Below are 13,998 nucleotides of genomic sequence, written 5' to 3' on the forward strand. Positions count from 1 at the left end.
GGACCGCGCAGCACATCGCTGCGCGGTCTTTTTATGCGAGATCGGGGGTCTGAACGATCTGTCCCATGCGGGGCCGGGCGCGACGGGTGAACGCCGGACGCCAGAACATCAGCAACAGCACCGGCAGCACCACCAGATTGGCCAGCGTGCCCGTCACCAGCCCGCCCAGCACCACCAGCGCCATGGGCCCGAGGATTTCGCAGCCCGGGCGCCCGGCGTCGAAGGCCAAAGGCGCCAGCGCCAGCGCGGCCAGCAGAGATGTCATCAGGATCGGCGTCAGACGCAGCCGGGCCGCGCGGACCACCGTGGCGATGGAAAACGCTGCCTGTTCGTCCAACACCAGATGCTCAAGCCGGTCGCACAGCAGGATCGCACCGCGCATTGAAAGGCCGAACAGGCTGACAAAGCCGATGATCGCCCCCACCGACAGCACCCCGCCCAGGCACAGCGCCACGCAAGCCGCAGCCCCGGCAAAGGAGAGCGCGCTGGCGGCCAGAATGATCCCCGCGGTACACCCGTCGAAAGCCAGCGCCAGCAGGCCAATCACGGCAAAACCCGCCAGCGCATAGCTGATCAGCAAATCGCGCCGGGCTTCGCGGACCGTGCGCGCGGTGCCGCCAAACTCCAGAAAGGCGCCCCTCGGCAGCGCGACATGGGCGGTGATAGCCTGACGCGCCTTGGCCTCGAAGCCAATCGGATCGCGCGGATGAAGCGCGATCACCTGCCGCCGCAACCCGCCATCATGCGCAATCATCGTGCGGTCGTCGGTGAGATAGACATTGGCCACCGCCTTGAGCGGCACCGAGATGCCCGAGGTGGAACGCAGCAGCAGATCCCCAATTCCCTCCGGATCGCGCCGCAACCGATCCTGCGCACTGACCGCCACATCGATCACCCGCCCATGGTCGAAAATCTGCGAAACGCGCTGCCCCGCGAACGCAGCCTGCACCGTCTCCATCACATCGGAGGCCGACAGGCCATAAAGCGCCAGCCGGGGAAAGTTGAGATCGACCCGGATGGCGGGCGCCTGAAGCGTGTTTTCAACCTGCACATCGCCCGCGCCGGGCAGGGTTTTCAAAACATCGACGATCTTGCCGGCTGCCTCATCCAGCCCATCCAGATCCTGACCATACAGGCTGATCTCCATCGGCGCGGCGGCGGCGCTGCCCACCTCCACCGCATCGAAGCGCGAGGACACGCTGGCCGCAAAGCCCGGGTTGAGCTGCAGCAGATGGTTGACCTTGCGGGCGATCGCCTCTTGCGCAGCGGCGTCCAGATCGGGGGCGAGATCAAGATCGAACACCGCATGCTCGGGGCCCCAGCCCGTGACGCCCGTGGCATCGCGCCCGATGGCCGCGCTGACCATGCGAACCCCGGCGATCTGCTGGAAATCCCTGCTGTCGCGCCGCCCGATCTCGTTCATCGTGGCCAAAGCGGTGGCGGGCGGCCCGTTGATTTCAGCCACCAGATGATTGTCATGCAGCGAGGGCAGCAGCTCGGAACGGTCGAACGCCAAAGCCGCGAAGGTCACCGCCACCACCCCCCCGGCGACACCGAGCAGCACCACAGGCCGCCCGCAGACCCGGCCCAGCATCCGGCCATGCGCATTCTTGAAGCGCGTCAGCGCAGCGGGATCGGGCAAGGGCGCCTGATGCGTGTGGAACAGCATGCAAAGCGCGGGCGTGACCACAGTGGCCACCACGAAAGACGCCAGAGAGGCGGCGATCACCACAATGGCCATGGGCGTCAGCAGCGCGCCCTGCAGCCCATGCAGCGCCAGCACCGGCGCCAGCGCCACGATGATCGCGAAAATGGCGTAGGTGACGGGATCGCGGACCTCCAGCGTGGCGGCAAGGATGGTGTCACGGTCCCTGCCTTCCACATCGTGGTGCCCGGCATCGCGCAGCCGCTCGGATACATTGTCGACGCCAATGATCACATCGTCGAAGACCAGCCCAAGACTGAGGATCAGCCCGCCCAGACTCATCGCGTTCAGACTGCCGCCACAGGCCTTAAGCACCATGATCGCCGCGATCAACGGCAGCGGAATGCTGCCCAACGCCGCCAGAACCGCGCGGGGCTCGCGCAGGAACAGCGCCAGCACCACCACGATCAGCACCGTGCCGATGGCCAGATCCCACCCCAGATAATGCAGCGCCAACACAGCGAAACCGGCGGGCCGATCCAGCGCCTGATAGCGCACGCCTTGCGCTTCCAGTGCCGGTTTCAGCTCATCCAGCGCCGCCTCGACGGCATGGGTGGTCTCGACCAGATTGGCGCCATATTGCCGGTTGATGCTCAGGATCACCCCCGGCTGCCCGCCGATCAGCGCATCGCCGAAAGCGGGCGCGGGGGCCTCCACCACATCGGAGACGTCGCCGATGCGCACCGGCGCGCTGCCCGGCACCTGAATTTGTCCGGCGGCGATATCGTCGGCGGTCAGCGCCTGACCGTGAGGGGCGATGGACACGCGCTGGCTGGGCGTATCGACAAAGCCCGCGCCCGCCACGCTGGTCGAGCGGCGCACGGCGTTCAATAGATCCAGAAAACCCAGATCGCTGTCGGAAAGATCGGCGGGCCGGGCCCGCACGTCGATCCGCCGCGTCCGGCCGCCCAGCACCGAGACCTGCGCCACGCCAGCCACCGTCTGCAGACGCGGGCGCACCGTCCATTCCACCAGATCGCGCATCGCCATGGCATCGCCCTTCGCGCCGGTGAAGCCGATCTGGATCACCTGCGCATCCTGCGCCATCAGCGGCGTCATATGCGGATCAGCGGCATTGGCGGGCATGCTGCGATCCAGCGCGGCAAGCCTTTCGCTCAAGGTCTGGCGCACGCGGTTGGGGTCGGCCCCTTCGGCGAAGCGGATGGTCATCATCGAAAGGCCTTGCATCGACTGCGAGCGCACCTGCCCCACCCCCGCCGTGCCGATCAGCGCGCTTTCGATGGGATGCGTGACCAGTTCCTCCACCTGACTGGCGGTCAGCCCCGGCGCCTCGGTCTGGATCGTGGTGAGGGCCGGGGCGATGTTGGGCGTGAGATCCAGATGGATATCGCGCACATAGAACAGGCCCAGCGCCACGAACCACAGGCAGGCCCAGCTGACCAGCACCGGCCTGCCCAGCGACCAGCGGATGATGCTCTCCATCATGGCTGGCGCGCGCCTGCGCCCGATCCCTTTTCGGCAGCAAAGAGCCCGGCGACGCCGCGCACCACCACCTCGTCACCGGGCGCAAAGCCGCTTGCGACGAAAAAGCCCTTCTCCTCGGGCACCGGATTGGGCACCAGCCTGCGCTCGAAACCGCCGCTGTTGCGCACATAGGCCCATGCCGCGCCGCGAAAGCGGATCAGCGCATCGCGCGGCAGGATCACACCATCCTGCAGGCTGGCGCTTTCGATGTGAGCGCTCTGCGTCAACCCCACGGAGAGCAGGATCGCCGAAGGACCGGTCACCTCGACGATCAGGCCCGAGGATTGCAGGCGCGGTTCCGCCACGCGCGCCGGGCCGATCACCACGCCGCGCGCCGAAGTCGCGCCGATGTCGATCTTTACAGTGCGCGCGCCCGCCTGCCCGTCATTGTTATGCGTGTCGACATGGACCAGCGCCGCCGCGCCATGGGCCAGTGCCATCACCAGACGGTCACGCCGGGCATCGCTCATATGGGCGATGCCGGGCCCCCATTCCAGCCCAAGGCGTTGGCGCAAAAAGGCCACCTTCAGCGTATCGGCGCGCGCCAGAGCCGTGGCGGTCTGGCTGTCTCTGGCGGATACCCCTCCGCCTGCGGCGTGCAAGGCATTGGCGCGCAGGGCTTCGGCATGCGAGGCCATGCTGGCGGCCTGCGCCGTGCGCAGATCGGAGACAAGCTGGGCCAGCGGGCCGGGGTCCAGCACCTTGGCGAAGGCGTCGATTTCCCCGGCACGACGCGTGGGCGCAAGGCGCTGCGTGGCGAGGCCCAGATGCTGCTGCACCTCTGGCCGCAGGCGGATGGTGGCGGCGGGCAGCGGCTGGATGGCGATGATCGCGATAGCGAGGGCGATCCTGCGTTTCATGGGTTTGCTCCCTCCCCGGGCTTTTCAGCTTTGGCGGTCAGGCCGCCTTGCCCATTCCAGCCGCCACCCAGCGCCTGAAACAGGGCAATCGTATCGCCGTAACGCGCGCTGTCGGCCTGAATCAGCGCCAGCTGGGCCTGACTGGCGGCAGATTGCGCGGCCAGGGCAGGCAAGGCGCCAATCTCTCCCTGCGCCAGGCCGGCCTGAGCCAGAAGCGAGGACTGCTCGGCGGCGTGAGCGGCTTTGGCGGCATGGTCCAGCGCATCGGCATCCTGCACGATGGCGGCAAGCACATCGGCCGTGTTCTGCAGGGCCAGCAGCACCACGCCGCGATATTGCGCCTGCGCCTGCCTGAACGCCGCCTGCGCCGCCTTTTGCTGATGGCGCAGGCCCCCGGCATCGAAAACCGTCTCGCCCACCGATCCGCCCACCGACCAGAAGGCATTGTCGCTGGAGAGCAGCGTGCCGACAGCCGTACTGATCCCTCCCAGCGATGCGGAGAGATTGAAGCTGGGTAGCCGCGCCGCCGTCGCCACGCCGACCTGCGCCGAAGCGACATGCAGATTGGCCTGCGCCAGCATCACATCCGGGCGATGGCCGATCAACTGCGAGGGCAGCATCACCGGCAGGCGCGGCGGCAGGCGCAGATCGGCCAGCGAGAGGTTCAGCGTGGGCTGCTCGGCGCTCTCCCGCCCGACATAGACGGCCAGCAAATCCTTCGTCTGGGCCAGTTGCTTGCGCAGGGGCGGGATGGCTTGTTGCGCGGCTTCGAGCGCGTTCTCCGCCGCGGCCACCTCATTGGTGGAAAGCTCGCCAAGGCGCTGCATCTGGCGCGTGACCTCCAGCGCGCGACTCAGCGTGGCAACATTGGCCCGAGCGGCGCTCAGCTGCGCGTTCAGGCTGGCGACCTGCAGCACCGCGCCTGCCACATTGGAGGTCAACGCCAGCCAGGTCGCCTGAAGCTGACAGCGCTGCGCCTCGGCCTGAGCGCCCAGCGCCTCGATCTGGCGCCGCCGCCCGCCAAACACATCCAGCACATAGGCGATGTTGAACTGCCCGGCATAGAGCGAATAGCTCTGCTCGTTGGAGCTGAGCGGGGAGGCCAGCGTATAGGAATCCTTGGAGCGCGATCCCCCCGCAGCCACCTGCACCGTGGGATAGCGCGCGGCCCGCCCGGACAGCCAGACCTCTCGCGCCTGATCCAGCGCGGCCTTGGCCACCGCCAGATCGGCGTTGCGGGTGAGCGCCTCCTGCTCCAGCGCATCGAGCTGGGGGGAGCCGAAGAGGCGCCACCATTGCTTGTCCACCGTGCCGCCGATCTCGAAAGACTGGCCCCCTGCGGCAAGCTGTTGCGGCAGTTCCGCCGGTGCATAGCGAAAGGCGGCAGGCGGCGCCGGGGCATGGAAATTCGGACCGACCGTGCAGCCGCCCAGCAGCAGGGCAAGGGCCATGGGCCCTATCACCGAAGCGCGTTTGCGCGAAAAAGCTCTCCCCATCTCCGGCGGCGTTTCTAAAGGATGCGCAGCTTGCGCAGCACCAGCACCGTGGCCAGCACCGTGAGCACCATGAAACCGATGCCGTACCAGAAGCCGAAAGGGTTCTGCCCCCCCGGCAGACCGCCCAGATTCATCCCGAAAATGCCGCTGAGCAAGGTGGGCGGCAACGCCAGGGCGGTCACGATAGACAGCAGATAGAGGTTGCGGTTGGTCGATTCCATCAGCTTGGCAGAGGCCTGATCCTGAAGCAGGCGGCAGCGCTCCTGCACCAGATCGAGGTCATGGCCCAGCGCGCCCAGCCGCTCGATGGCGTTTTGCAAGCGCTTGGCATCGGGCCCCTGCACCCACTCGGGCAGGCGCGAGATCAGCCCGAGCAGCGCATGCTGCTGAGGCACCATATGCCGCCGCAGCCGCGCGGCGATGCGGCGCACCCGGCCCAGCTCCTCGCTGGCGCGATCCGCGCCGCCCCCACCCCCGCCATCAAGCATGCGGTCTTCCAGCGCCTGCAAGCGGTCGGAAAGGTCCAGCATCAGATCGCCCAGCGTATCGGTGACGTGATGCAGGAATTGCGTGACCAGCGTGAGCGGGCGCTCCACCCGCAGCCCCTCGCCCAGCGAGCGACGCAGCTTGTCCACCGCCGTCTCCGGCGAACGACGGGCGCTGATCAGGCAGCGGTTGTCCAGATACAGGCGAAGCACATCGAGATGATCCGAGCGCTCCGCGAATTCATGATGCAGATCGCCCACCACGCCGATCAGCCCATCGCCCGCCGTTTCCAGCCGCATATGCACGTCCGAACCCAGCAGGATGTCCTTGGCGCCCTCTGGCAGGCGCGGGCAGGCCTCGATCCAGGCGCGGGCGGCGGCGTCCGACTGGTCGAAATGCAGCCACACCAGCGTGTCCTCGGCAGCCAGCGCATCGTCGATGGCGTGATCGGCGATCACCGCCATATTGCCCATGCTGTCCACGCTGTAGCCGCAGACCAGAGCCGGTTGCGGCGGGGCGGCCGGCGCGTCCAGCACCGCGTCAGATGTTGTCATAGTCGCGATGCACGTCATGAGTCACGAGGCCCACGCCCGGCGGCGGCATTTGCAGCCAGTCCTTGCGCAGCAGGGTGCGGCGCGTGTCCTCATAGCCGCTCATCCAGTGCTCCTTCATCGAGGTGCCGGAGAACTCATAGTCCTTCTGGTCGCCCTCATAGGATTTCTGCTGGTAGATCAGCTGAAGGATCGTCGCCTCGGGCTGGTCGGCCAGCTTGGCCATCATCGCGCGGTCCTCGGCGGTGAGCTGGTCTTCGGGCACGCGCAGCAAGGCCTCATGGGCGCGCTTTTTCCAGCGCATCAGCCGCTGATACATATCGGTGGTGTTGCGCGTGCGCGAGGAATAGAGAATGTCCTTCTGGCGCGCCGCCACATCCTGAATGGTGCGCGGCAGGCTGCCCCGCGCACTGAACAGATCGACCTGAAACACCAGCGAATTCTGCCCGTCATCCTGCGCCAGCAGATGCTGGAGCGGCGTGTTCGAGACCAGACCGCCATCCCAATAGTAATCGGTGCCGATGCGCACGGCGGGGAAGCCCGGCGGCAGGGCCCCGCTGGCCATCACATGCTCGGGTTCGATGCGGGTGGTCTTGCTGTCGAAATAGACGAAATTGCCAGTGAGCATATTGACCGCGCCGACCGAAAAGCGGCGCCCGGGATCATTCAGCAGGTCGAAATCGACCAGCTCCACCAGCGTCTCGCGCAGCGGCGAGGTGTCGTAATAGCTGGTGGCGCTGTCCGCGCCAGGCATGCTGAACCACGGACTTTGCGGGCGCATTTCGAAGAAACCGGGCTGGCCCAGCATGATCGTCGCCCAGGAACTGGCCATGTTGCGCATCTGGCGAAAGACATCGCCATCGGGCGTATAGTGCCAGATCTTGCGGTCGGTGATGCGGTTCCAGAAGGTGCGCAGAGCTTCCACGCGGCGCTCGGGCGGGTTGCCCGCGATCAGGGCCGAGTTGATCGCGCCGATGGAGACGCCGGAAATCCAGTCCGGCTCCACGCCGACCTCATGCAGCGCTTCGAACACGCCCGCCTGATAGGCGCCCAGCGCGCCGCCGCCCTGAAGGACCAGCGCCACACGGTCGCAGCGTTCAGGCTTCCAGCCGCGCGCATCGGCATATGGCGTGCTTGTCGGCTTATGCATCGTCAGCCCCTTTGGAAGAATTTACATCGCTAAAATCCCTTCCAGAGAAAGGACAAGCCAAGTTGCCTTTCGATAGAGTCCCAAGATGACGCATGAATGACAAATTTAAGTAAGCATGCATCACACAAACGTCATAGTAGAGTCATCCTGCCAACCTAACCCTGATCGAAACAGAATTTCCTCGAATCTCTTAAGGATCGGAAAGCGCATGTCTCTTCAGGGTAAGGTTGCGGTTGTTACGGGATCCACCAGCGGGATCGGGCTGGCCATTGCGAAGGCCTATGCCGGGGCGGGCGCGCATGTCGTCATCAACGGCTTTGGCGACGCCGACGCCATCGAGAAAGAACGCGCCGACATCGAAACGCAATTCGGCGTCGAGGCGGTCTATTCCCCCGCCGACATGTCGAAGGGCGACCAGATCGCCGCGATGATCGCCGAGGCTGAAAGCACCTTCGGCAGCGTGGACATTCTGGTCAACAATGCGGGCATCCAGTTCGTCTCGCCGGTGGAAGACTTCCCCATCGAGAAGTGGGACCAGATCATCGCCATCAACATGAGTTCGGCCTTTCACGCCATCCGCGCCGCCCTGCCGGGGATGAAGGCGCGCAAATGGGGGCGGATCATCAACACCGCTTCGGCCCATGCGCTGGTCGCCTCGCCGTTCAAATCGGCCTATGTCACCGCCAAGCACGGCATCGCCGGGCTGACGAAGACGGTGGCGCTGGAAACCGCGACCTTCGGCATCACCTGCAACGCCATTTGCCCCGGCTATGTCTGGACGCCGCTGGTGGAAAAGCAGATCCCCGAAACCATGGAAGCGCGCCACCTGACGCGTGAGCAGGTCATCAATGACGTGCTGCTCCATGCCCAGCCCACCAAGCAATTCGTCACCGTCGAGGAGGTCGCCGATCTCGCGCTGTTCCTCAGCAGCGAAGGTGCGAAGTCGATCACTGGAACCATCCTGCCCATCGACGGGGGCTGGACAGCCGAATAGGTGACATCATGAAAGCTGCCGATATCCTCAATCTGCGCTCGACCCCGATTGCCTCGCCCAGCTTTCCGGCCGGGCCCTACCGCTTTGTCGACCGCGAATATTTCACCATCGCCTATGAAACCGATCCCGACGCGCTGCGCGCCCAGCTGCCCGAACCCATCGAGCCCAATCCCGGCAACATCGTGGTCTATGAATGGATCAGGATGCCCGATTCCTCAGGCTTCGGCGCTTACACCGAAAGCGGCGTGGTGATCCCCGGCACCTTCGATGGCGAGGCCATCAGCTTCGTCGCGCAGATGTATCTCGATGACGAAGCCCCCATTGCCGCCGGGCGCGAAATCTGGGGTTTCCCCAAGAAATACGCCCATCCCAGGATGGAGGTGGTGAAGGACACGCTGACCGGCACGCTGGACTATGCCGGGCAGCAGGTCGCCATGGGCACCATGGGCTACAAGCATGATTGCGCGCGTGACAGCATGGAGCAAGCCTATGCCTCGCTTTCGCGCACGCAGCTCAACCTGAAGGTCGTGCCCGGCGTCGACGGCAATCCGGAGATCTGCCAGCTGGTCGCGCTCAACCTCACCGACATCACGGTGAAGGGCGCATGGAGCGGCCCCGCCCGCCTGCACCTGATCCCGCATGTCAACGCGCCGGTGGCCGATCTGCCGGTGCGCCGCATCATCGGCGCCACCCATATCATCGCCGATCTGACGCTGCCCTATGGCCGCGTGGTGCATGATTACAAGCTGGCCTCCATGCCCGGCGCCACGCTCGACGAAGAGCCGATGGTGCCCGATCTGGCCGAATAAGGCCGCACGCATAACCTTTCCGCAGCGATGGAGCCAGAACGACGGCTCCATCGCTGCGCACGCATGTCATCCAATCCCGGGCGCATTCGTTCCGCGATACGCCCTCTTGCGGAGTTTCCCATGGCAACCGTCTATGCAGATCCAGCAGATCCAGCAGATCCAAGCGCCGCCGATCCCGGCAAACAACAGGGCCCGCGCCCAAAGCTCGACAGGAAAGTCAGCCCGGTCGGCACGATCGTGTTTTTCGCCCTGCTCGCGGCGGGCATCGGCTATGGCATCCACGGCCTGCTCGACGATATCGCCAGCGTGCATGAAACGCTGGAGCTGGGCGTGTTCGCGCTGCTCGGCCTCGCGCTGCTGATCGCGCTGGGCTTCGAATTCGTCAACGGCTTCCATGACACCGCCAATGCCGTCGCCACGGTGATCTACACCAATTCGCTGCCGCCGATGGTGGCCGTGGTGTGGTCTGGCCTGTTCAACTTTCTGGGCGTGATCGTCTCCTCGGGCGCGGTGGCTTACGGCATCGTCACGCTGCTGCCGGTGGAGCTGATCCTGCAGGTGGGTTCGGGCGCGGGTTACGCGATGATCTTCGCGCTGCTGCTGGCCGCGATCATCTGGAACCTCGGCACCTGGGCGATGGGCATTCCCAACTCCTCCAGCCATGCGCTGATTGGCTCGATCATGGGCGTGGGTCTGGCCAACCAGCTGATGGCGCCTGCCGGGCAGGCCACCTCGGGCGTGGACTGGAATCAGGCGTTCAACGTCTTCAAGGCACTGCTGTTCAGCCCGCTGATGGGCTTTGTCTTCGCTTGTGCCATGCTCTTCGTGATGAAGGCGCTGGTGCGTTCGAAAAAGCTCTATCAGGAGCCCGCCGCCGACACCCCGCCGCCGCTGTGGATCCGCGCCCTGCTGGTGCTGACCTGCACCGGCGTCTCTTTCGCCCATGGCGGGAACGACGGCCAGAAGGGCATGGGCCTGATCATGCTGATCCTGATCGGCGCCGCGCCCACCGCCTATGCGCTTAACCGCACCATGCCGGATTCGGCGACGCCCGCTTTCATCCAGTCGGCCAATTATGCGCGCACGGTCTTCATCACCCATGCGGGCGGCAAGGGCCTGCCCACCATCACCATCGCCCGCGAGACCGTGGGCGCCGCGCTGCGCGACAAGCAGCTCGACAAGCCCGAAATCTATGCCAGCCTTGCCGTGCTGTCCGATGATATCGTCCACAGTCTGAAGGTTTCCGGCGCGATCTCGCATGTGCCCGCCGCCGCCACCCCCAACCTGCGCAACGCCATGTATCTGACGGGTGACGCCATCCGCCTGCTGCAAAAGGGCAACGCCAGCTTCACCGCCGAGGAAACGCCCAAGCTGAAGGCCTATTCCGGCAATCTGGAAAAGGGCACGCGGTTTATCCCGACCTGGGTGAAGGTCTGCGTGGCCGTGGCGCTGGGCCTTGGCACGATGGTGGGCTGGAAGCGCATCGTGGTGACCGTGGGTGAGAAGATCGGCAAGACGCATCTGACCTACGCGCAGGGCGCTTCGGCGGAGCTGGTCGCCGCGGGCACCATTCTGGCCGCCGAGGCTTATGGCCTGCCGGTTTCGACCACCCATATCCTGTCGAGCGGCATCGCCGGATCGATGGCGGCGAATGGCTCGGGGCTGCAATGGTCCACGGTCCGCTCGATCGCGCTGGCCTGGGTGACGACACTGCCCGCTGCCATGGCGATTGCGGGCATCCTTTATGTGATCCTGCGTCAGGTGTTCTGACAACCGGAACCGGGGCGTCGCCAGCGCAGCGCCCCGGTCGATCACTTGCGCCCCAGCAGCATGCTCCCGCCCGCGCAAAGCAGCATACAGATCCCCGCGACCAGAAAGGCATCGCTGTAGGCCAGCAACAGCGCCTCGCGATGGAGGTTCCGGTCGATCAGCGCGAAGATCTGCCGGCTCACGCTTTCCACGCCATGGCCCTTGACGGGATGCCCGGCGATCACGCTCGCCGCCGCCTCCATGCGATTGCGCAAAGCCTGCGAGAAAGGCGTCACCGCCTCACCGATCCGGGCGGCATGCAGCTTCTCGCGCTCGACCACGAACTGGCTGGCCAAAGCGATGCCGATGGCGCCCCCCACATTGCGCACCGTGGAGAACAGGCCAGAGGCCGATCCCGTCTCGGCCCTGGCCATGCCCTGCATCGCCATCACCCCCAGCGCCACCACGATAAAACTCTGCCCCACGCCGCGCACCACCAGCGAGGGCACGATCACATTGGCCGCCGCATCGCCGTCGAGATGGATGTTCATCAGGCAGCCCGCCGCCATGATCACAAAGCCCGCGATGATGATGGCGCGCACGCTGGTCCAGCGCATCAGGCGCGGCGTGGCGAAGGACATCACGAACTGGATCAGCCCGTAAGGGATCATCGTCATGCCGATCGCTTGCGCGTTATAGCCCTGCGTCTCGGCGAAATAGTTGGGCACCAGAAAGACCACGCCGAAGACGATGGCGCCAAAAACAAACTGCATCAGGCTGGCGAGGCCGAAATTGGCCTGCCCCAACAGCCGCAGATTGATCAGCGGTTTCTCGCGCCGCAGTTCGATCACCACGAAAGCGATCAGCGAGACCACCGCCGCCACGCCAGCCTCGACGATAAAGCTGGAGGAAAACCAGTCTTTTCGCCCACCTCCCTCCAGCATGATCTGAAGGGCTGAAAGACCCAGCGCCATGGTGGCGATGCCTGCCCAGTCGCCCTCGCGCAGGCGCTCGATCCGGGTCTCCTCGCGCGGCATGGCCCAGCCGATGGCCGCCAACAGCAGCAGACCGGGCGGCACCTGAAGATAGAAGATCCAGCGCCAGCTGTAAGCCTGCGTCAGCCAGCCCCCCAGCGACGGCCCCGCCGCCTGCGCCACATTGTTCGAAACGGCAAACAGCGCCATGCCGAAAGGATGTTTCGACGCCGGCAGCTCCGTCACGATGATCTGCAGGGACAGCGGGATCAGCACCCCGCCAAAGGCCCCCTGCAACGCGCGCGCGGCAATCATCGTGGTGATGTCGGGCGCGGTGGAGCAGAGGATCGAGAAGACCACAAAGCCTCCGGTCCCCACCATCAACACCCGCCGCATGGAAAACACGCTGACCAGCCAGCCGGTCATCGGGATCACGATGATCTCGGCCACCAGATAGGCGGTGGTGATCCACGAGCCTTCCTCGAACGAGGCCCCCAGAGACCCGCGCACATCGGGCAGCGAGGCATTGGTGACATGCACGTTCATCCCCGCCATGAAGCAGCCCACCACGCCCCCCAGCACCGCAACCCAGCCGCGCAGGGAAACATGGCCGCCGGATTGCACGCCCCTCATGGCCTTGTATCCACGCTGGTTTCCACCGACATGCCGGGGCGCAGATCAGCCAACCGCGCCTGCCCGGCATCGAGGCGGATACGCAAGCGGATACGCTGGACGATCTTGGTGAAATTGCCCGTGGCGTTGTCGGGCGGCAGCAGCGCGAATTGCGCGCCCGAGGCCGGGGCGAAACTGTCCACCCGCCCCTTCAGCACCGCCCCGCCCAAGGCATCCACCGCCACCTCGACCGCCTGGCCGGGGCGGATATGGTCGGTCTGGGTCTCCTTGTAATTGGCCACGACATAGGGCGCCATCGGCACCACGGCCATCAGCGGCGCACCCACATCGGCATAATGCCCCACCCGCAGAGCCCGCTGCCCGACTGTGCCGTCAACCGGCGCGCGGATCACCGTGCGCTCCAGATCGAGCTGGGCCGCGGCCAGCGCCGCCTGCGCCTGTTGCAAAACCCCGCGCGCCTTGGCGAGATCGGCGATGGCGGCCTCTCGCTCGGTGGCCAGCACACGCACCTGCGCGCGTGAGGCCGCCAGCATGGCACGCGCCTGAGTCACCCCGGCGATGCTCTTGCTGCGATCCGCCTGAGCACTTTGCAGCAGCTGCTCGCTGGTGACATGCTGGCCGGCCAGAACATCCTGACGCCGCGCCTGAAGCTCGGCCAGATGCGCCTCTGCCTCGCGCGCGGTCGCGGCGGCGGCATCCTGCGCGATCACGCTTTGCTGCTGGGTGGAGCGGGCCTCCAGATTGGCGATCCGCGCCTCTCCCCCAGCAACGCCCGCCTCGGCCCCGGCCAGGGCGCCTTCGGCCTGCTCGACCTTCATGCGGTAGTCGCGGGCATCGATCCGGGCCAGCACATCCCCGGCCCGCACCCGCTGATTGTCCGCCACGGCAACCTGCGCGATCATGCCCGCCACGCGCGGGGCGATGGTCACCACATCGGCGCGGACATAGGCATTGTCGGTCTCGACCCTGAAGCGGCCCTGGGTCCACCAATGCACGCCGACGGCAAGCACGCCCAAGGCCGCCGCGCCGCTGGCGGCCAGCACAGGCAACCGCCACCGGGCCGAAGAGGAAGGACGGATGGTTTCGACAGTTTCAGACATGGCTTG

Annotated in this window: 10 protein-coding genes; 3 read left to right on the forward strand and 7 right to left on the reverse strand. The window is 65.9% G+C overall.

Annotated features, from left to right (window positions below; translation table 11 throughout):
- Positions 1 to 31: 31 nt before the first annotated feature.
- The 5 genes from SR3_RS00980 to SR3_RS01000 are packed head-to-tail and all read right to left on the reverse strand — an operon-like array spanning position 32 to position 7,733.
- The gene (locus SR3_RS00980) at positions 32 to 3,151 is read right to left on the reverse strand and encodes an efflux RND transporter permease subunit (RefSeq protein ID WP_084454787.1); all 3,120 of its coding nucleotides are present in this window, start codon (positions 3,149 to 3,151) and stop codon (positions 32 to 34) included.
- Complete coding sequence (locus tag SR3_RS00985; RefSeq protein WP_068079707.1) at positions 3,148 to 4,050, reverse strand: efflux RND transporter periplasmic adaptor subunit; 903 nt, start codon at positions 4,048 to 4,050, stop codon at positions 3,148 to 3,150. Before SR3_RS00985 ends, SR3_RS00980 begins: the two co-directional genes overlap by 4 nt.
- A complete protein-coding gene (locus SR3_RS00990) occupies positions 4,047 to 5,501 on the reverse strand; it encodes an efflux transporter outer membrane subunit (protein WP_068079709.1) in 1,455 nt (484 codons plus the stop codon). The genes SR3_RS00985 and SR3_RS00990 overlap by 4 nt, the downstream gene beginning before the upstream one ends.
- Before the next feature lie 59 nt (positions 5,502 to 5,560).
- Positions 5,561 to 6,586 (reverse strand): CorA family divalent cation transporter, encoded by a 1,026-nt coding sequence (locus SR3_RS00995; RefSeq protein ID WP_169805535.1) that lies wholly within the window; start codon positions 6,584 to 6,586, stop codon positions 5,561 to 5,563.
- Positions 6,573 to 7,733 carry a patatin-like phospholipase family protein gene (locus SR3_RS01000; RefSeq protein ID WP_068079713.1) on the reverse strand — a complete coding sequence of 387 codons (1,161 nt, stop codon included), beginning with the start codon at positions 7,731 to 7,733 and terminating at the stop codon, positions 6,573 to 6,575. The genes SR3_RS00995 and SR3_RS01000 overlap by 14 nt, the downstream gene beginning before the upstream one ends.
- A gap of 208 nt (positions 7,734 to 7,941) precedes the next feature.
- Between SR3_RS01000 and SR3_RS01005 the strand changes: the two genes are divergently transcribed.
- From SR3_RS01005 to SR3_RS01015, 3 genes are all read left to right on the forward strand, one after another.
- Positions 7,942 to 8,727 (forward strand): 3-hydroxybutyrate dehydrogenase, encoded by a 786-nt coding sequence (locus SR3_RS01005; RefSeq protein ID WP_068079715.1) that lies wholly within the window; start codon positions 7,942 to 7,944, stop codon positions 8,725 to 8,727.
- An 8-nt stretch (positions 8,728 to 8,735) separates the two neighbouring features.
- A complete protein-coding gene (locus tag SR3_RS01010) occupies positions 8,736 to 9,536 on the forward strand; it encodes an acetoacetate decarboxylase (protein WP_068079717.1) in 801 nt (266 codons plus the stop codon).
- A 120-nt stretch (positions 9,537 to 9,656) separates the two neighbouring features.
- Positions 9,657 to 11,306 (forward strand): inorganic phosphate transporter, encoded by a 1,650-nt coding sequence (locus tag SR3_RS01015; protein ID WP_068079719.1) that lies wholly within the window; start codon positions 9,657 to 9,659, stop codon positions 11,304 to 11,306.
- A gap of 41 nt (positions 11,307 to 11,347) precedes the next feature.
- Here SR3_RS01015 and SR3_RS01020 read toward each other — a convergent pair whose 3' ends face one another.
- Positions 11,348 to 12,892 (reverse strand): DHA2 family efflux MFS transporter permease subunit, encoded by a 1,545-nt coding sequence (locus tag SR3_RS01020; RefSeq protein ID WP_068079721.1) that lies wholly within the window; start codon positions 12,890 to 12,892, stop codon positions 11,348 to 11,350.
- Positions 12,889 to 13,992: an HlyD family secretion protein gene (locus SR3_RS01025; RefSeq protein ID WP_068079723.1), complete on the reverse strand. Its 1,104-nt coding sequence runs from the start codon at positions 13,990 to 13,992 to the stop codon at positions 12,889 to 12,891. Before SR3_RS01025 ends, SR3_RS01020 begins: the two co-directional genes overlap by 4 nt.
- Between the last annotated feature and the right edge of the window lie 6 nt (positions 13,993 to 13,998).

Origin of the sequence: Novosphingobium rosa NBRC 15208, from assembly GCF_001598555.1 — a bacterium.
GTDB classification, from domain to species: domain Bacteria; phylum Pseudomonadota; class Alphaproteobacteria; order Sphingomonadales; family Sphingomonadaceae; genus Novosphingobium; species Novosphingobium rosa.